This is a genomic window from Oscillatoria salina IIICB1 (genome assembly GCF_020144665.1).
Taxonomy (GTDB): domain Bacteria; phylum Cyanobacteriota; class Cyanobacteriia; order Cyanobacteriales; family SIO1D9; genus IIICB1.
In genome coordinates this window covers 1-19,126 of sequence record NZ_JAAHBQ010000090.1, presented here as the reverse complement: position 1 = coordinate 19,126, position 19,126 = coordinate 1, and the positions used below count along the sequence as shown (strand labels likewise).

Annotated in this window: 17 protein-coding genes; 7 read left to right on the top strand and 10 right to left on the bottom strand. The window is 41.9% G+C overall.

Going from position 1 to position 19,126, the window contains the following annotated elements:
* The 3 genes from G3T18_RS21290 to hslO all read right to left on the bottom strand — a co-directional run.
* Positions 1-391, bottom strand: a 391-nt coding sequence (locus G3T18_RS21290; RefSeq protein ID WP_224412605.1) for a protein kinase domain-containing protein, incomplete at its 3' end; no start/stop codon positions are given.
* 249 nt (positions 392-640) lie between these two features.
* Positions 641-2,740, bottom strand: coding sequence for a chromosome segregation ATPase (locus G3T18_RS21285; RefSeq protein ID WP_224412604.1), 2,100 nt, complete (start codon positions 2,738-2,740; stop codon positions 641-643).
* Positions 2,741-3,415: 675 nt separating this feature from the next.
* Positions 3,416-4,315 (bottom strand): Hsp33 family molecular chaperone HslO, encoded by a 900-nt coding sequence (hslO, locus tag G3T18_RS21280; protein WP_224412603.1) that lies wholly within the window; start codon positions 4,313-4,315, stop codon positions 3,416-3,418.
* A 147-nt stretch (positions 4,316-4,462) separates the two neighbouring features.
* Here hslO and G3T18_RS21275 point away from each other — a divergent pair, with 147 nt between their 5' ends.
* A complete protein-coding gene (locus tag G3T18_RS21275) occupies positions 4,463-4,858 on the top strand; it encodes a hypothetical protein (RefSeq protein WP_224412602.1) in 396 nt (131 codons plus the stop codon).
* 257 nt (positions 4,859-5,115) lie between these two features.
* Here G3T18_RS21275 and G3T18_RS21270 read toward each other — a convergent pair whose 3' ends face one another.
* The 5 genes from G3T18_RS21270 to lipA all read right to left on the bottom strand — a co-directional run bounded on the left by G3T18_RS21270 (position 5,116) and on the right by lipA (position 9,139).
* The gene (locus G3T18_RS21270) at positions 5,116-6,771 is read right to left on the bottom strand and encodes an alpha-amylase family glycosyl hydrolase (RefSeq protein WP_224412601.1); all 1,656 of its coding nucleotides are present in this window, start codon (positions 6,769-6,771) and stop codon (positions 5,116-5,118) included.
* A gap of 33 nt (positions 6,772-6,804) precedes the next feature.
* On the bottom strand, positions 6,805-6,930 hold the full coding sequence (locus tag G3T18_RS25640) for a hypothetical protein (RefSeq protein WP_263480521.1): 126 nt from the start codon (positions 6,928-6,930) through the stop codon (positions 6,805-6,807).
* Between the two features lie 48 nt (positions 6,931-6,978).
* Positions 6,979-7,614: a Holliday junction branch migration protein RuvA gene (ruvA, locus tag G3T18_RS21265; RefSeq protein ID WP_224412600.1), complete on the bottom strand. Its 636-nt coding sequence runs from the start codon at positions 7,612-7,614 to the stop codon at positions 6,979-6,981.
* A 163-nt stretch (positions 7,615-7,777) separates the two neighbouring features.
* On the bottom strand, positions 7,778-7,906 hold the full coding sequence (psaX, locus tag G3T18_RS21260) for a photosystem I protein PsaX (protein WP_224412599.1): 129 nt from the start codon (positions 7,904-7,906) through the stop codon (positions 7,778-7,780).
* Between the two features lie 324 nt (positions 7,907-8,230).
* Entirely contained in the window at positions 8,231-9,139 is a 909-nt protein-coding gene (gene lipA, locus G3T18_RS21255) for a lipoyl synthase (protein ID WP_224412598.1), read from the bottom strand.
* A 297-nt stretch (positions 9,140-9,436) separates the two neighbouring features.
* On the opposite strand from lipA, the gene G3T18_RS21250 reads away from it, so the two are divergent.
* Both G3T18_RS21250 and urtA read left to right on the top strand, forming a co-directional pair.
* Complete coding sequence (locus tag G3T18_RS21250) at positions 9,437-9,988, top strand: response regulator (protein WP_224412597.1); 552 nt, start codon at positions 9,437-9,439, stop codon at positions 9,986-9,988.
* Between the two features lie 464 nt (positions 9,989-10,452).
* Positions 10,453-13,224 carry an urea ABC transporter substrate-binding protein gene (gene urtA, locus G3T18_RS21245; protein ID WP_224412596.1) on the top strand — a complete coding sequence of 924 codons (2,772 nt, stop codon included), beginning with the start codon at positions 10,453-10,455 and terminating at the stop codon, positions 13,222-13,224.
* A 33-nt stretch (positions 13,225-13,257) separates the two neighbouring features.
* Here urtA and G3T18_RS21240 read toward each other — a convergent pair whose 3' ends face one another.
* On the bottom strand, positions 13,258-13,761 hold the full coding sequence (locus G3T18_RS21240; protein ID WP_224412595.1) for a phosphate-starvation-inducible PsiE family protein: 504 nt from the start codon (positions 13,759-13,761) through the stop codon (positions 13,258-13,260).
* Positions 13,762-13,829: 68 nt separating this feature from the next.
* Here G3T18_RS21240 and G3T18_RS21235 point away from each other — a divergent pair, with 68 nt between their 5' ends.
* The 3 genes from G3T18_RS21235 (at position 13,830) to G3T18_RS21225 (ending at position 16,736) form a co-directional block, all read left to right on the top strand.
* Complete coding sequence (locus tag G3T18_RS21235; protein WP_224412594.1) at positions 13,830-14,009, top strand: hypothetical protein; 180 nt, start codon at positions 13,830-13,832, stop codon at positions 14,007-14,009.
* A 199-nt stretch (positions 14,010-14,208) separates the two neighbouring features.
* Positions 14,209-15,435 carry an AI-2E family transporter gene (locus G3T18_RS21230; RefSeq protein WP_224412593.1) on the top strand — a complete coding sequence of 409 codons (1,227 nt, stop codon included), beginning with the start codon at positions 14,209-14,211 and terminating at the stop codon, positions 15,433-15,435.
* A gap of 89 nt (positions 15,436-15,524) precedes the next feature.
* Complete coding sequence (locus G3T18_RS21225) at positions 15,525-16,736, top strand: homocysteine biosynthesis protein (RefSeq protein WP_224412592.1); 1,212 nt, start codon at positions 15,525-15,527, stop codon at positions 16,734-16,736.
* A 35-nt stretch (positions 16,737-16,771) separates the two neighbouring features.
* Here G3T18_RS21225 and G3T18_RS21220 read toward each other — a convergent pair whose 3' ends face one another.
* The gene (locus G3T18_RS21220; RefSeq protein WP_224412591.1) at positions 16,772-17,725 is read right to left on the bottom strand and encodes a hypothetical protein; all 954 of its coding nucleotides are present in this window, start codon (positions 17,723-17,725) and stop codon (positions 16,772-16,774) included.
* Positions 17,726-18,008: 283 nt separating this feature from the next.
* Here G3T18_RS21220 and G3T18_RS21215 point away from each other — a divergent pair, with 283 nt between their 5' ends.
* Positions 18,009-18,875 carry a tetratricopeptide repeat protein gene (locus tag G3T18_RS21215; RefSeq protein ID WP_224412590.1) on the top strand — a complete coding sequence of 289 codons (867 nt, stop codon included), beginning with the start codon at positions 18,009-18,011 and terminating at the stop codon, positions 18,873-18,875.
* The last annotated feature ends 251 nt before the right edge of the window (positions 18,876-19,126 follow it).

Sequence of the window (19,126 nt, the reverse complement as noted above, 5' to 3'; positions counted from 1 at the left end):
TGTGAAGATAATCTAAAACTGGCAAAATCCCAATTAAGATTTCTTTAACCGAACTTTCGCTTAAAATTCCTTCTTGTTGAAGTTTCTGAGTAAGTGTAACTCCCGAAATCCATTCTTGAACTAAATAAAATTCACCACCAAACTCGAAATAAGCATAAAGACAAGGAATTTGCTGATTTTTCTCACCCAATTCTTCTAAAATTGCGGCTTCTCTAGCAAATCGATCTTTAACTAACTGATAAATTTGCGGATTATTATTTTGTGGTTTAAGCTTTTTAATTACGCACCGCCGATTCGATGGCATTTGGGTATCTTCTGCGAGAAAAGTCTCTCCAAACCCACCTCTACCTAATGTTTGTAGGATTCGATACCGATTATTTAGAAGCGTCATTTGACGATAGCTAGGCGATTTTTTCTAGAAGATAACATTATTTCTCATTATTGGGGACTGGGGACTGGGGACTGGGGACTGGAAGACAAGGAAGACAAGGGGGAGGGGGAAGACAAGGAGGAATTAGAGGATAAACTGATAACTTTTCACTGCTGCTTAATCACTGCTAACTACTAACTGATAACTGTTCACTGTTAACTGCTAACTGAACCTAGTCCCCAATCACCAATCACCAATCCCCAGTCCCCATTAAAGCTGTTCCGCATCAGTAGAATAAGTAGGGGGAGGGGGAGGAGGTGGTTCCGGTTCGCTTGCTTGTGGAGGAATTGGAGGTAAAGGAGGTGGTTCAAACTCTTTTGTCCAGTCATTAATTAAAGCCCTTGCAGACTGATAAGCATTAGTACCTTGAGGAACCAATTCCGCGATCGCGATCGCCTCTTTAACATCGTAGCCTGCTTGTTGCTGTGCTAAAGATAAAAGTCGATTGCTCCAACGTTCTACTGCATCTCTGCTTTGTCGAGAAACCTTCGTCGAATTAGGAACCTGTCTCGCAGTATTAATCGCTCTAACTAAAGCATCGGGAGTTTCCGCGATCGCGATCTGGTATGCTCGTTGTAGGTCATCTCTCGCCTTAATTTCTCTGCGCCATTCGCTAATTTTACCTTGAGCCTCATTATAAAGCGCTCTTCCTTGGCGAATTTGTTCGGCTGCATCAATAGCGGCGGGTAAATTCCCTGCATTAGCCAAAGCTACTGCTTGATCCAAAAATGGTCGATCTTGTTCTCGTTGAATGCGAGAATTCCACTGATTAACCTTGTCTTGCGCTTCCGAATAGAGAGGACGACCAGAATTAATTTTACTTGCCTCATCCACCGCATCTTGTAAAGAAGCAATCCCACCGTAAGTCGCCAACTGAGTCGCCCGTTCGAGAATCGGTCGATCTTGTTTAACTTGAACCTGCGATCGCCAGCGTCCAATTTCTTGTTGGGCTTCTTGGTAGCGAGGATTAAAGCGAGGAATCAACTGGGCTTCCGCGATCGCCGTAGTCAAATCGCCAATTTCACCCGAAGCCGCCAAAGCCCGCGCCCTCTCCAAATGTGCCACATCTTCAATTTCCAACTGCCAGCGAGCAATTAATTTTTGCGCCTTATTATACAAAGGACGACCCGAAGCAATCTTTTGCGCCGAGGCGATCGCCACTTCTAAACTAGTAATTGTCCCACTCGAAGCATTAGAACCTGCAACCCCTAAATCCTTCATATCCCGAACTTCATCCTCTAAATCCAGAGAATCAGGAATTTTGCCAGCAACTTGAGTAACCAACGACCAATTATTATTATCGATAGCTTGACGGGCGATCGCGAGCAATTTTTCACCCGCTTTCTTCAGCAAATTTTGTGCTTCTTGATAAGCGTAACTTTCCTTGCTAATGTCTTCAGCCTGGGCGATCGCCTCGAGCAAATTATCCACACCACCGCGTCGTAGCAAAGCAAAAGCTTTATCTAACTTACTGCTTTCCTCCTTCGCGATTTGGATTTTCGTCACCATTTCTTCATAGCGAACCGTCGCCCAATATCTATTCCCAATATTAGTTAACTTCACGCCTACCCGAAAAGCTTGATTCCAATTCGACTGACGCAATTGATTTTCCACTTCCGCATCAATTGCCTCAGCTTCATCCCAAATCGAATTCCATTTCTCAATCTTGTCTTCAATCAAACCATAAGCTTTCACATGGCGAGGAATTTTTCTTGCCGTCGCGATCGCCTCATCCAGGAAACCTTCTTGAAACTGCTGTTCCCCAATCTTCAAAATTTCCAGCGACCACTCTTCCACCTTACGATTAATTTCCGGGCGCAAAGGATGATCTGATGGCAAACTTTCCACCAAATCGATCGCCTCTAACAAATCTTCCGTCGTTAGCTTAGAAGCCGCTATCTCAGCACAATACAACCGCATTGAAGCCGAAGCCATCGGCCAATAAATCTTCGGACAATTAGGTACTGCTGGCAAATGTAACAACTTGGTCGTTGCCGTGAAACCAATACTCCCAGTTACCAAAACCGCTAAGGTTGCCCAAAAATATCCATTGAGGCGAAATCTCGCTTTTGTTTCCACCTGGGGCGATATTTCTGGCTGACTATTTTTCCCTTCAGGAGTTTCAATAGTGCCAGTTTGAGATCTTGGAGAACGATTTTGCTGCATGGCTTGAGAAATTTTGTGCGTCTTCGCTGGAAATCCAGTAGGAGTTGCACGACCTGGTTCAGCATTACGCCGTTTGCGCCGTTTTTTTGGCACTTTATCCTCGCCAGTTTGCCAAGGGTCGGGAATATCCTGATTAAGCGTCATAACTCCTAAGTTTTCCTAGGAACGAAAGTTGCCCGATTTTATCACGAAGCTTTGGTGTTGGAATACAAAGCCCGAAAATTGTTTACGGAAAGGGACGAGTTTGGCTTTTACCTGTGGCAAATCATTATTGATTAGTTTTTACTTCCCGTAGTTGTCACCATTGATTGTCAGAGTTATTTTTGTTTGCTTCTGTTGAGCAATTATTTTGATGAGGGATTTTGTCTCATTTTTCCCTCCTTTTGCTCTACTTTACCAACACTATTCTATTTTTAACAGACTCGCCGTAGTTATCTTAGCGCTCTGATTTAGAAAAAGCTATAGTTTAGAGCGGGAAACGCGATCGCTACGCCAACCTTACAAGACACTGCTAAATGTAAGTGAAACATTTTTGAGCATCAGGTAGACTTGACTCAAGTATTTCCCGAAAAAGCTTTCTAAGCAAATTTACTCAGGATTAGCCGAAATTAAGATCGGGCTTTAGAACCAATATTATATTTTCGGCAAGGGGTAAAGAATAACACTACCCTACGACGGATAATAACAATTACCCTATACCCCTAACTACCGACTCTCAGTAGCTATTTCAGCACACCCAGGAAGTTTTTAACATTTTCCCCTTGAGAAAAGCGCTACCTCTGTCCCGATGCAAAGCAGGCAAATCTCCAAATATCTCAATTACACTGACTCAGCTTGCAAATCTTCAATTAAACGCTCTAATTGATTACTACTGGCGTGGTAAACTTCTCCACAAAAGTCACAGGTTGCTTCAGCACCGTCGTCTTTGACGATCATATCCTGAAGTTCGTCTACTCCTAACATTTTCAACGCACCTAAAACTCGCGCGAATGAGCAGCGACAATGAAAGCGTACCATTTGCACTTCTGGTAAAATTACCAGTCCCATGTCACCAAGCAACTGTGTCAATATCTCTGGTAAAGTTTTCCCCAAGCGCAGTAAAGGTGTAAATCCGGAAAGTTGGGCGACGCGAGACTCTAAAGTTTTGACCAATTCTTCATCTCTAGCAGCTTTGGGCATTACTTGCAAGAGAATTCCACCCGCCGCCGTTACGCCCTCAGCCCCAACAAAAACCCCAACCAACAACGCTGAAGGAGTTTGTTCGGAACTCACCAGATAATGAGTAATATCGTCGCCAATTTCCCCCGAAACTAGTCCCACTGTACTCGAATAGGGATAGCCATAACCGACATCCCGCACTACATAAAGATAACCGTCTCGACCAATAGCACTACCAACGTCAAGTTTACCCAGATGGTTCGGTGGTAATTCGACTCCGGGATTATCGACATAGCCCCTCACCGTACCATCTAAACCAGCATCTACCAGCAACCCGCCTAAAGGTCCATTACCACGAATGCGGATGTTGACTCTCGAACCTTCTTTCTTCATGCTGGAAACTAAAAGCAAACCAGCCGACATTGTACGTCCTAACGCTGCTGTAGCCACATAGGAAAGTTTGTGTCGTTGTCTGGCTTCTTCGGTTAAACGAGTTGTAATTACGCCAACTGCTCTAATTCCACCATCTGCTGCTGTAGCGCGAATTAATTTGTCAACCATGAAAATCCTTACATTTCTTAACAGGCTCTTGTTTTATCTTAACGTTGCCAGAAGACTCTCGGTTGTTCGTCCTTGATGGTTGTTTGTTAACTTAAGGACAGGGATAAGCAAGTTTTTCCCTTTTATCTTTGACAAAATCGACTAATTATGCTAGGAAAATTCCAAAAAAGCGAGCTTCGGATTGAAATAGACGCACCTGCGAGTGTCATTGGTGATAGTTTACTGCTAACGAGTAACCTACGTCAGTGGTTAATGCCGCAACAATTGTCATCCGGATTGCCAGAAAGGTTAGAATCAGGATTAACGTTCGCCAGTTGGAGCGGACCTGTAGCGATCGCGCATCACGTCCAAGTAGCTTCAGATAACTGTTTGCGATCGCTATTAAGTCAAGGTATTGATGGCTATCATGAATGGGTTTGGGGAGATGGTTGGGTACAATCTCGTTTAGAAGGAATCTCCCTTTTACCTCTCAATTTAGGTCAAACTTTGAGTTTACAGCGTTTACGTTCTTTTGTCATCATTAAAGTACGAATGGCTGCTTAGTTCAGTTAGGAAATTTTCGGGCTTTTAAGTCAAGCAAACTTTAATTATTGGAGACGAGAAATCCTCACTAATAATTAATTTATCGAAAGTAATATAAAATGAAAAAATGCTACAGATCTTATGTAGAAAGCTTGCACTTAACCTCTTTACAAGCTGATGATTAGTAGCAAAAAGTTGTATACTTCATCGGAAAAAGTTTCCTAATAAAAAGATTAGTTAGAGGGCTTTAGCCCTCACTACTAACTAATAGAAGTCAACTATTGCCAAACAAACACTTTCGCTTCCCATTCGGGTAAATCAGTCACAAGTTTACCATCATTAACTTCCAGATTATAATCGCGAGTCCACTCGTGCCAAGTGCCATTTTCAGGAAAGTTAGTAACTTCGTAATCAGCCAAGTAATTATCTGAGAAATTAGCCACAACTACAACACGGGAACCTTCTCCATTCCAACGTACATAAGCCAGAACTTTTGCTTCAGCATTTTCATGAAAGAAGTTAATATTTTCTGTATAAAGGGCGTGGTTATTTCTCCGCAGTCCAATCAGCCCTTTATACCATGCAAATAAACTTCGGTTTTCGTCATTTTTTAGCAAAGACCAATCAATTTTAGCAGATTCAATTGTTTTCGGTTTATATTCACCAAATTCTTCACCCATCCAAACCATTGGAATACCAACGGCTGTCATTAATAAAGCAACTCCCAACTTAATTCGCTTGAAAGCAGCTTCGTCAAAAACATTCCGATTTCCTAACTCTACCATCAGACGTTGTTGGTCATGATTAGCGATGTAATTAACCACATTACTTGCGCCCATGAAACCTTGACGCTTACAATCAATAACATCTTTGAGTCGCTCTAATTCAAAAGTATCGCCACAGATGTGCGGCACAATTGTATGATAAAAACTATCGTGCCAACAACCATCCATTGGACCATCGTAATTAGTAATACTAGGAATGTCGGGAATGTGTTCGGCAACATTATAAAATGGTTTCATATTCGCGACACGATGGGTTTCATCGACAATCCAATGCAAAAATTCAAAGTTGTCGATTTGCTTAGCTGCATCATAGCGAATACCATCAATGTGATATTCTTCAACCCAAAAACGTACTGTATTACCGATAAATTCCCAAGCTGGTTTAATGTCTAAATTTTCGTCATAGTGATGGTAATTAAATTCAGGTCCCCAATTAAATTCGGAGTCTTTAGGATCGTGATGATACCAATAATCGTGGTCAATTTGGGTTAGAGGACATTCTGATTCTGAGTGGTTATAAATACCGTCGATAATTACACGAATGCCGCGATTGTGACATTCATCTATCATCTGTTTTAAGTCGGCTGTGGAACCGTAACTAGACTCAGTAGCGAAGAAATAACGCGGGTTATAACCCCAACTATGGTCGCCAGGATATTCTTTAATTGGCATTAATTCGATCGCGTTAATTCCCAGTTCGCAAAGGTAATCTAATTTTTCAATAACATTTTCGTATTTGCCGCGTTGGTAGGGATCGTCTTCACCTCCTGAAAAGTCGCCAACGTGCATTTCATAGATGACTAATTGTTCGTCGGGAGGTAAAGGTTTGTTGTCGTGCATCCAGACATAAGTATCGATTATTCTTTCACCATCTTTGATGCGTACCACACCATTTTGGAGTGCATCGTCAACAACTTCGGTAGCATAGGGATCGACAATATCTACCCATCGATCTGGTTCAAAAAAATGAGATTTAGATTGAATGCGATATTTATAAAGATATTCGCCGTCTTCCAATTCAACTGTAACTCGAAAATGACCATCATCTCCTTTTTCCATCGGAATTTCTTCCCAGTTGGAAAAAGATCCGATTAAAGAAGCTTTTTTGTTGTAAGGTGCAAATAAGTTGAATTCAATTGGACTTGCCATTTAACAACCGTCCTTAGCAAAAAGTTAAAAAAGTTAAAGTTGTAGATGACGATATTTTCGCGCTTGTTCAGTGAAAAAATAATCGCTCTGAAGAGATAGACTAGCTGGTTGCGGCGATCGCGCTTTAGATGGAGGACAAAGAGGTTTTGGCATTCCCATAATTGAAATGAGTTTTTCCGCCTATTGGTGAGTGTTAAAATTGCTAACTCACTGACTTAACCAGGCGATCGCATTTTTAATCCAGTCTTCGGCTTTAGTATTTTTCAGCATTTGACTATCTTGAGAAAGGGCGGAAAGTGCTTGTTCGATTTCGCTGTTGCTGTATCCTAATGCTAATAATGTCATTTCCACATCTTCAGTAAGAGCATTGGCTGGGGTTGCTGAGTTAGCTGGTGTAGCAACTCCTACTGCTTGTCGCCATTGAGCGAGTTTCGTTCTTAATTCTAAAGCAATTCGTTCGGCGGTTTTTTTCCCGACTCCAGGAATTTTTACTAACGTGGGAATGTTACCAGTAACGATCGCTTCGACTAAGTTAGGTAATCCCAAAGTGTCGATCGCGGCGATCGCTAATTGAGTGCCAATTCCACTTACACTGATTAATTGACGAAATAAATCTCTCTCCGCCGCCGAAGCAAAACCATATAATATTTGTTGGTCTTCCCGGATTTGTAAGTGTGTAAAAATTTGCACTGACTCATCAGAAGTATTTTCTTCCAACTGACGCGCTAAACGTGAAGCTATTTGCACTTCATAGCCGATCTGGTTTACTTCTAAAATCAGAATCAGCCGATTATTTGTGCTTTTGATGATATTAGTTACTTTACCTTTGAGATAGCCGATCAATTTTCTTTACTTTTAGTTAATTATTAATGGATAGTTATCAGTTATCAGTTTATCCTCCTTGTCTCCCTTGTCCCCAGTCCCTTTCCCGATACTCAATAATTAAGGGATACAGCGATCGCTGTATCCCTGTTCGACCAGTTTAGTTTAACTGTTCAGGTATTTTCTAGAGGTTGATGATGTGAAAATACATTGCTGCGATCAGTAAGTTACCTGCTAACAGAAAGATCGCCCAACCAGTGCGAAAAGGATAGGGTGGCTTTCCTGATTGAGGTACTGGACGGTCATTAGCCATTTTTACTTCTCCTAAATTGATACAATTGGTAAACTTGCTTAAGAAATACCAAAATTTTGCTACTTTTTGACAATTTTGTGGCAAATCTTCATGGATTGCGATCGGGGATTGGGGACTGGGGAGGTGGGAACAGTGAACAGTTAACAGTGACCAGTTAGCAGTTAACAGTTTATCTCCTAAGTCTCCCTAGTCTCCACTCTCTATGGATAACTGATAACTTACAACTGATAACTGTTCACTGTTCACTGAAAACCCCCTCTTCCTTGTCTCCAATCTCTACTCTCTACTCTCTACTGATAACTGTTCACTGAAAGAAACCCCCACTCACTCACCAGCGTGGTAGGAACTGCGTACCAAAGGACCAGAACGAACGTGAGTAAAACCCATTTGGCGAGCAATGTTGCCAAGTTGGTCAAATTCTGCTGGTGTCCAATATTTTCGCACAGGGAGGTGCTTTAGTGAAGGGCGCAAATATTGACCGAGAGTGAGGCGATCGCAGCCTACGGCTAATAAATCTGCCATTGTGCTGATGATTTCGGCTTCGGTTTCCCCATGTCCTAACATTAAGCCGGATTTCGTGGGGATTTGGGGAGCAAGTTCTTTGACAATTCGTAAGAGGTTCAAGGAGCGATCGTATTTTGCTCCCCGTCGCACCGGATCTTGTAACCGTCGTACTGTCTCAATGTTGTGATTGTAACAAGCTGGTTCTGCTTCTACTACTGTTTTGATTCGCTCTTTCTGTGCTATTGCTGCTTCTTTACCACTCCAGAAATCAGGTGTCAAAACTTCGATTTTTGTTTCCGGATTTGCTTGACGAATTGCTTTAATTGTGGTAGCAAAATAACCAGCACCGCCATCAGCTAAATCATCCCTAGCCACAGAAGTTAAAACTACATAGCGCAAACCGAGAAGTAGAACAGATTCAGCAACTTTTTGCGGTTCGAGAGGGTCTAAAGGCATTGGTGCATGACCTTTATCCACTTGACAGAAAGCACAAGCACGGGTACAAGTAGATCCCATCAACAGAAAAGTAGCAGTTTTTTGGCGATAACATTCGCCTCGATTAGGACAGCGTCCCTCTTCACAAATTGTATGAATTTGACGCTGTTTAATAATTCGCTGTACTGTAGAGATTTCACTAGCTTTTCCCAAAGGACGTTTGAGCCAGGAAGGAAGTGCAGCAATTTCTCGGCGCCATTGGTTTTCAGCTTCTGATTGCAACTTAGTCGGCATGGCAATTTTCGAGGATTTGCCCAAAACTACACTTATTATGTTAGAGGGAATAATTTATGATAACAGCAGCGATCGCTGCATCAGGATTGCCAGAATGCCTTATAAAATATAAATGTAGTGTTTATTGCACCATTTTTCTTGTCTGGTTCCGGCGCGGAGGGGCATCCCGTGTCGTTAATAAAGCTCATCGAGTATCCTAAGCAATGGCTGGAGTTGGTGAGAAGCCTACATCGTAATCTTTGACTTGATGTAGGAATATGTCACTATCTTTTTCAATCGCCTCTCAAGGAGTCAATCGTGGCAGCTAAACAAAAGATCCTGGTTATAGATGATAGTAAAGTTATCAGGATGAGAGTAAAGGATATGTTACCGGCGGGTAACATAGAAGTCATCGAAGCTAAAGATGGCATGGAAGGACTCAATAAAATCCGCTCGGATAATCCCAACTTAATCATGTTGGATTTTCTGCTGCCGAAAAAGAGTGGTTGGGAAGTCTATCAAGAATTACAAAAAAGTGCGAAACTGCGTTCAATTCCGTTAGTGTTGATGTCGGGACGTAAAGAAGAGGTAACGGAAAAACTTCCCGAACCCTTTGAGCATTTTGCTTTCGTTGAAAAGCCTTTTGAGCAAAAGCAGCTAATTCAAGCAATTAAACACGCGATGAAAGTTGCTCCACCAGCACCAAAAGAAACAGAAGTTGCTGGTGGGGCTGCGGTTGGTGGAGATGCAGCAACGGCGGCACAATTGAAGGCACTTAAGGAAAAAGTTGCCAAAATGGAAACAGAAATTGAGGGCTTGAAAAAGCAGCTAACTCAACTTATCGGTTTCATTAAGCAGAAACTTAAATAAGTTAATCGAGCTAATGAGGATTTTCTCTGAGAAAGTTCGCGATTGGGGTTTGAGATTATACTGTAATTTTTTGATTGCGCCGCAGGTTGAATTCTACGGCGCAAATTGGTTGTGCTGGAGGTTAAATTATTGGCAGAGGAAAATTGGCTCGATTGCTGCGCTGATAAGAGTGCTAGACTCTGCTGATTTAGCGGTATATCTAAGGTGGAGAAATCTAACTGAATCGCACGGCGGGATCGCACTACTGAGAAGAAAAGTGTTAAATAATACAGAAGTCGAGCGATAAAGTTCTTAAAATTAACGATGCTGTAGAATACAGTGCCAAGAATTGTCTTCAAAAATAAGCCACCAGGCAATCGGTTAATCATTAACAGTGGGACAGAATTAGTTAATCCCACGATAAATTGATTGTCAAAGGCTAAAACAGTAAAGAAACAAGCAGAAACTGACAGGTTTTCGCGATAATGAGAGAAAAAAGCCAGCCAGTGGTCGAGTCAGACAAGGTTGTTTATGTAGGGATTTTGCACTCACAGAGTGGAGCGATGTCCACTAGCGAAGCATCGTTGCAAGATGCAGAACTAATGGCGATCGCGGAAATTAATGCAACTGGTGGTGTGTTGGGAAAGCAAATTGTCCCAATTGTTGCTGATGGTGCTTCTAAGGCGAAAATTTTTGCTAGCGAAGCCAAAAAATTGATTGAGTCAGCCCAAGTAGCGACAATTTTTGGTGGTTGGACTTCTGCGTCTCGGAAGGCGGTTTTACCTGTGGTAGAACAACTAAATAATTTGCTTTGGTATCCTTCTCAATATGAGGGTTTGGAAGCTTCACCAAATATTTTCTATACGGGTAGTTGTCCCAATCAACAAATTGAACCAGCAGTTAATTGGTTGTTAAATAACGTCGGGACGAAATTTTATCTCCTCGGTTCGGATCACGTTTATCCTCGTACTGCAAATAAAATTGTCAAAGCTCAACTCAAACGTTTTGGTGGTAGCTGTGTTGGGGAAGAATATGCAGAAATAGGAGCAAATGATTTTCAGGAGGCGATCGCGCAAATTAAACTTGCTCAACCAGATGTGGTTTTTAGTAGCCTCAATGGTGAGAGTAATTTAGCTTTTTATCAACAGTATCAGGAAGCGGGAATAACGGCGGCGGAGATCCCCATTATGAGTGTTAGTATCTCCGAAGAAGAACTGCAACGCCTGGGAGCAAATGTACCAGAAGGTCACTATGCTGCTTGGAGTTATTTTCAAACCATTAATACGCCCAAAAATCAAGAGTTTGTTGCTAATTTTCAAAAAAAATACGGTCAACAACGAGCAATTAGCGATCCCATTGAAGCAGCTTATACCGCAGTGTATCTTTGGAAACAAGCTGTGGAATTAGCGGGATCGTTTGCAACCGCAAAAGTGCGTCAAGCGGCGATCGGATTAAATTTGGTCGCACCAGTAGGAAAAGTAACTATTGAAGGAAATAATCATCTGTGGAAACCGTTACGGATTGGAAAAATACAGCAAAACGGACAATTTACGCTCGTTTGGGATAGCAATCGCGCGATCGCGCCCGAACCTTGGCTGGGAATCGAACGCTTACAAGCACCTACAGTACCAGTAATTGTCGATCTACTCAAAGAAGTTAGCAACGGAATTGAATATAGCTGTCAGTTAGAAGAAAAATCCCGCGCTTTAGAAGGACTGATGGCAGAATTAATCGCCTCCAATCAGCAATTACGTCAAACTCAACAACAACTTTTAGCAGCAGAAGCCAGAAATCGCGAACTACAGCAAAGGGAGAAATTACTTCAACATCGTTTGTCTAGCCAAATTCGTGACTCCCTCGAATCAGACACAATTGTCAATATTGCGGTCAATGAAATTCATGACTTGTTAAATATTGACTGTTGTTTGTTTTTGTGGTATATACGATCGGCAGTACCAGCTTATTTTCAAGCCACGCAGACAGTTTGCGATCGCACCAAACCAGAATCTTGTAACGAGTCCAACAGTATCGAAGTAGTAGAAGTTTTAGGTAATCGCATTCTCGAAACTAGCTGGTTAGCGATCGACGACCTAGAAAATAGTCCAAATTTAGATGAAATTAGCCGTTTACGACTAAAAAACGTCCGCGTGAAAGGGTTACTAGCTGCCCCAGTTCACACTCGTTCCGGAGCAAGTGGGATCGTCGTTTGTACTCATAATCAAGTAAGAGTGTGGACAGACCAAGAAATAGAAATGTTAATTTCCGTCGTCGAGCAACTAGCGATCGCCATCGACCAAGCTAAACTTTACGAAGAAAGTTGTACCAGTGCCGCTCTCGCTCAAGCTCACGCCAAGCAACTACAAACAACTTTAGAAGACTTAAAACAAACCCAAGCCCAACTCGTACAAACCGAAAAAATGTCCACATTGGGTCAATTAGTAGCTGGCGTAGCTCACGAAATTAATAACCCAGTAAGTTTTATTTGTGGAAACCTGAACTACGCCAAAGGATACACCCAAGATTTGCTCGACTTAGTTAAACTTTATCAACAACATTATCCCCAACCCAAGCCAGAAATCAAAGATTTTATCGCACAAATAGAATTAGATTTTTTACTCGAAGATTTGCCAAAAACTTTATCTTCGATGGAAATAGGCAGCTCTCGAATTCACAAATTAGTAACCTCCCTACGCAACTTTTCTCGTCGCGGTCAAGCCAAAATGCAACCTTTCAACCTTCATGAAGGTATCGAAACTACCTTGTTGATCTTAAGCAATCGTCTCAAAGCACAAGGTTCTCATCCAGGGATTAAAATAATTAAAGAATACGGAGAATTGCCACCAGTAGATTGCTATCCCTCAGAAATTAATCAAGTTTTTATGAATTTGCTTGGTAATGCGATCGATGCACTCGAAGAAAAAGAAAATCTTGAAGATAATCAAATTTTTCAACCTCAGATTTGGATTCGGACAGAAGTAATTAATGGTGAAAAAGTGCAGATCCACATTGGCGATAACGGTCCAGGAATTAGCAGCGAAAGGATCTCGCAAATGTTTGAACCATTTTTTACCACCAAACCCATTGGCAAAGGAACTGGTTTAGGACTTTCAATTAGCCATCAAATTATTGTTGAAAAACATCAAGGTAAAATTGAGTGTTTTTCTCAACCAGGAGAAGGCACAGAATTTATTATTGAACTACCAATATCTCAAATTCACTCCAATAAAGAAAGTCAGTGTCGCGAAGCGATCGCCTAAACTAATAAACTAAACTCAAATCCAGTTAATTACTCAGAAACCGACTTTAGTTTTAGCATCATCGGCTGTTGTCGAAGACTCAGAAACTCGATCTCCATTTTTCAACTCACAAGCATAAGGAGTTTGAGTACAAATCAACAGCAGCGCCCCCATAACCAGCAAAAACGCGCAAATCGCCAAAACTTGACCCCATTCAATTTCTAGCACCCCATGAACGATAATTTCTCGTAAAACCGAGACAATCGTCACTTCAACCGCCACCCCTACCGAGATCCGATGCTCTTCCAAGAAATTGATTAAAAGGCGAAATAACTCCACTAGAATTAACAAAAATAGGATATCAGACGTAATCGCCTGAAAATTAAAAGGTTCAAGCAACGAACTAAAAATTGCCCACAGCAAGATAATCATCTCAACAAGCAAGCCTATACCTAAACAGACAACGATCAAATCCTGGATAAATTCTAAGTTACGAACGATCGCCCGTCGGTTAAACCATCGAGATCTGAAACGAGACTGGTTTCTAGTGGGAGGCATAGAGTCTTCCTTATGAGGTCAAAATAGAGATATTATCACAATCGTTACGTTACCATTGATGAACTTTGATGGATACTCAGACAGGATTTATTGGCAAGGTATTGTTTTTTTCAGTCATCCTCTCGGTTTTAATCAAATACGGAGGGCGAGTTCTACCCATCGCCCCCAGCAACACCAATGCTGCGATCGCGATCTGCATTCCTGCTCTAGTCTTGACAATAGCACTTTTGTGGCGAATTAAAAGCTGAGGTAGGGATTGGGGACTGGGGATTTCAGTGAACAGTTATCAGTAGAAAGTAGAGAGTAGAGATTGGAGACAAGCAAGCAAGAGGGGGAAAAGGGAAAGGACAAAAAGGATAAACTGTTTACTGTTCACTGATAACTGAACCCACCTCCCCAGTCCCCACCTCCCCAATCCCAACTACCCACTAAGAGGAGATAAAATTTGTGACATTAGGTAAATGGATTGGCTTAGTTATTTTTGTAGTTGCCATCTACATACTGTGGCAAATTAGGCAAGTATTACTGTTACTCTTCGCTGCGGTTGTTATTGCCAATGCCTTAAATATTCTTGTCAAAAGATTTCAGCGATCGGGATTGCAAAACCGGGGTTACGCTGTCTTACTATCAGTATTTTTGGTAGTTACTGTTTTGGTTGGATTCTTCTGGCTAATTGTACCTCCCTTTGCCGATCAGTTTCAACAACTAGCAGAGTTAGTTCCCAAGGGACTAGCACAAATCAATAGTTGGCTTTATAGCTTAAAAAATCGGCTCGATCCCGATCTAATTGATTATCTTCCCGATATCAACCAACTTTTCAGTCAATTACAACCGTTTGCTGAACGAGTTTTAGGCGGTGGAATCAGCTTTTTTTCTAGCTCATTAGGTGTTTTACTTAACTTATTACTCGTCATAGTTTTAAGCCTAATGTTATTAGCAGATCCCGAACCTTATCGCCGAGGATTTGTACGCTTATTTCCTTCATTTTATCGTCGCCGAGTCGAGGAGATTTTGTTGCAGTGTGACAAAGCCTTACAAGGATGGCTTTTAGGAATTTTATTTAATATGGCAGTTATTGCTGTCTTTAGTTTTGTGGGATTATTAATATTAGGAATACCTCTAGCATTATCTCAAGCAATGCTAGCAGGTTTACTAACTTTTATTCCTAATATTGGACCTGCTTTAAGTGTAATTCCACCCATAGCTATTTCCTTGCTTGAAGATCCTTGGAAAGCGATCGCAGTCTTGATTCTTTATGTGATTATTCAACAGGTAGAAGGGACAATTTTGACTCCCTTAGTAATGGCACAACAGGTATCTTTATTACCCGCAGTAACCTTACTAGCGCAAGTGTTTTTTGCCTCTTTCTTTGGGTTTTTAGGGCTATTTCTAGCTTTACCTTTGACAGTAGTCGGTCAAGTATGGCTGAAAGAAGTGTTATTTAATGATATTTTAGATAGTTGGCAAGCTCACGATAAAAATCGAACAATTAAAGTTATTGCTAGTTTAGAGCAAACTGACTTTACTTCTGGGGAAGAAACTGATATTTACGATCGCGATAATGAGCCTTCAATTGCCGTCTCTAAAACTGAGCAAACTTCGGCAGCTTCTGACAGCAGTACAACTGAAAATGAAAATGACGAGCAAAAACCAGCAGATAATCAGCATGGTTAACTCTTATCAATTTTTCTAATAATTTTCTTGGCAATTAAATAATTTACTCAGATTCACCATTTCAAGGGCAAAATATTCTGGTAAAAAGAATGCGAACAATAGCAGAAATAAATGAAAAAATCAACAGTCAACGAGCGGTAGTTTGGACAACAGAAGAACTGAAAGCTAAAGTCAAGACAGGAGGGATAAAAAAGGCTTTTCAAGAAGTAGATGTAATCGCTACTGGAACCTTTGAGCCGATGGAATCTTCCGGGGCGATTATTAATTTAGGACATACAGATCCGCCGATAAAAATTCGTCAGTGCTGGTTAGATAATGTTCCTGCTTATGCTGGTTTTGGTGCTGTAGATTTGTATTTAGGAGCGACAGTAATGGCAGATTACAGCAATACAGAAGCAACTGATATTGAGACACGCCAAGGAGCTTCGACAATAGAACGAGGCGGCGGTCATGTAATTGAAGATTTAATTGCTGGGAAACCAATAAATTTACGGGCTATAGGACAGATAACAGACTGCTATCCGAGAGCAAGCCTAGAAACAACAATTAGTCGGGAGACAATTAATCAATTTTATCTATATAATCCTCGAAATTTATATCAAAATTTCATAGTTGGTGTCAATGGAGGCGATCGCGCCCTTTATACCTATCTCGGTCCATTACAGCCACGATTGGGAAATGCGGTTTATTCTAATCCGGGGGCTATTTCACCTTTATTCAACGACCCAGATTTACAATTAATCGGCATTGGTAGCCGTATTTTTCTCGGCGGTGCTATTGGTTATGTAGCTTGGGAAGGAACACAGCATTTTCCTTTACAAAAACGCTTACCCAACCACACGCCCGTGGGACCTGCCGCTACACTCGCTTTAATCGGCGATGCTAAACAAATGAATCCTCGTTGGGTACGAGGTTGCTACTTCAAAAAATACGGCCCTTCCTTAATGTTAGGAGTAGGAGTAGCATTGCCCGTATTGCATGAAGAAGTAATTGTCCGCGCTGCCGTACAAGACAAAGATATCGTCGCCCCAGTAGTCGATTTTTCGATTCCTCGGCGAGTACGTCCAACATTTGGCTTAGTTAGCTACGCCCAACTCAAAAGCGGACGAATCAAAATTGAAGGTAAAAGCGTGCGTACAGCCCCACTTGCGAGCATTTACCGATCGCGACAAGTAGCAGAAGAATTAAAACAGTGGATCGTTGCCGGAAAATTCACCCTCAGCGAACCTGTAGCCCCGATCGCCAGCGATCGCTCGTTTTTGCCCCAAGACCGTTGGGGAGCGCAAATTGCCCTTGAATAGGTTGGGTTAAACGAACGATACCCAACCTCTGACACTTAATTATCGGTTTTCTTTGGTGGGGACTTTTTCCCTTTGAGAGTTGGTTTTGGTTTTGGAGTCGAGCTAGTTGAAGAACCTGATTCTGGTTTCTTGTTTGGTCTACCCTTACCTTTTCCTTTGGGAGGATACTTTTTCCCTTTTTTGCGGAAATTCTTTTTCTTCCTCGAAAACAATGGACCGATATCCGTTGCTTGTTCCACTATTAGGGTATTCCCCTGTAACCGTACTTCCAAGTCCCAAAAGTGACCGACTGCACGTTCGGAAGGAAGAGAACCTTTTAACTCCAGCTTGAAGAATTTACCCTTTTCCTCTCTCGGTTTGGGAGATTGCCTAATTTTGACAACCACCTTTTCGGCTTCGCGCGAATGAAAAATTACTTCACCGCGAATCGAAAAATAACCGTCTTCAATTGTTGGTGCAGCTTCTGCTGCTTCTGCTGAGGAATCTGAAGGTTGAGAAGCCGGATCTGATTCTTCGTGGCGATCGAGAGTTTCTGGTTCCCAAACACCGACAATTTGGACGTGCATTTCACTCTCATTTTGTCTGGTGCGAGGATAGACAACCCAAAGGTGAGGTTCGTCTAAATCCAGGTGATTTTTCAGTAAGCCGATCGTGCGACCGAGTAAAACTGCATCGAGGCTGGTGTCATCAGAAGTAATGACATTGCCTCGCGTCCACTGTTCCTCCGAAGGTTGATATTTACCTTTGACCAAGCCAATAGCTCGATATTGTCTTGGTTCAGTCGGTGGAGGAATTGGTTGTTTTCGCGAAGAAGGTGCGGGATTATTTTCACTCGCACTTGCTTCAGGACGATCGTTGGTGTTTTTGGTAGTTTTTTCCGAATTGTCAGTCGTCGCACTCTGGTGTTCCCTAGAGTTGTTACCTTCCTCTGGTGTTTGGTCGCCAGGAGGTTGAGGTGATTCGGAAAACCGATTCACAGAAAAATTCATATAAATTCCTTGGGGCGGAGACACATTCCCTTACAAAAGTCAAGATGACTTTTAACTGTAGCAGATTGAAGTTACCATGAGAAAAGACTCACTATTGTTTCCTGGCTCTGTTGGTGATGTACCAGCGATATTTTATCTTGGAGTCAACACTAATCAGTAGCAGGAATGGTTGAGTTATTTGGTATCAGTCTGCTCATTTTACTCAATGCACTGAGTAAGTAGGTAGATCCGGAACCAGAGGATCGATCTTAATCTTTTAGTCGAGCGCAAGAGTTATCAAACTGTGGCAGGATCTCAACAAAAGCGTAATCGTTGGCTTTATTTGGTTTTACTACTGATGCTAGTAGTATTCCTAGGTTTTTGGACGCTACCTTTAATTACTGCGGTTCTCCAAGAAAATCAATTTGTGGGTAGAACTACAGCAGAATCTAGTCTCAATTTATCTCAAGAAAAACAAACAGAACTAGAAACGGAAGCTAAGGGTTATCAATTGGTGTTGCAGCGAGAACCGGGAAATGCTACTGCTTTACGGGGACTGGTGGAGGTTCGCTTACAGCAGGGAGATCTCCAGGGTGCAATTGAATCTTTAGAAAAGTTAGCTCAGTTAAATCCTCAGCAAACCGATTATTTAGTCTTAGTTGCTCAAGCTAAACAGCAAGTTGGGGATTATGAAGGTGCGGCTCAAGCTTATAAGACGATTTTAGCCTCTAAACCAGGAGATATTAATGCTTTGCAGGGGATGGTGAATTTATTTTTGGCGCAAAATCGTCCGGAAGCTGCAATTGGTTTGTTACAGGATGCTTTAAAGACGGCGACGCAAGCAGAAAATGTGAATGGTGCTAGTACCATAGATCCTACGGCACTGGAGTTGCTTTTAGGTCAAGTTTATGCTTCTCAACAGCGATATGCTGAGGCGATCGCGGTTTACGATCGAGCTATTGAGGAAAATGAGGATGATTTTCGTCCAGTATTAGCTAAGGCTTTGGTTTTGCAGCAACAAGGGAAAATTCAGGAAGCTAAACCTTTGTTTACGACGGCTATTTCTCTCGCTCCCTCGAAGTATAAAGACCAAATTAAACAAATGGCAACTAATTCGCCAGATTTAGAAACTCAAACTGAACCACTGGAAACGGAAACTGAAGTTCAATAAGTTAATGGTAGAGATGTTATCGATCGTGTCTCTACCTTGGTTGAAGTGAAGCAAAGATGTCACAACAAACAGTTGAAGATGTGAGTGCGGTTCGGACTCAGTTGACTGCTCCCCTCCCTCCGCGTTGCTAAAGGGAGGGGATTCTTAAGCCATCCAAAAATAGACTCTTAAAGGCGTAGTCAAAACGCCCCTACTGACTCCTTTGAGAGAAAACTTCAAAGTCGCCGCTACTTTTTTGAGAATGTTAGCCG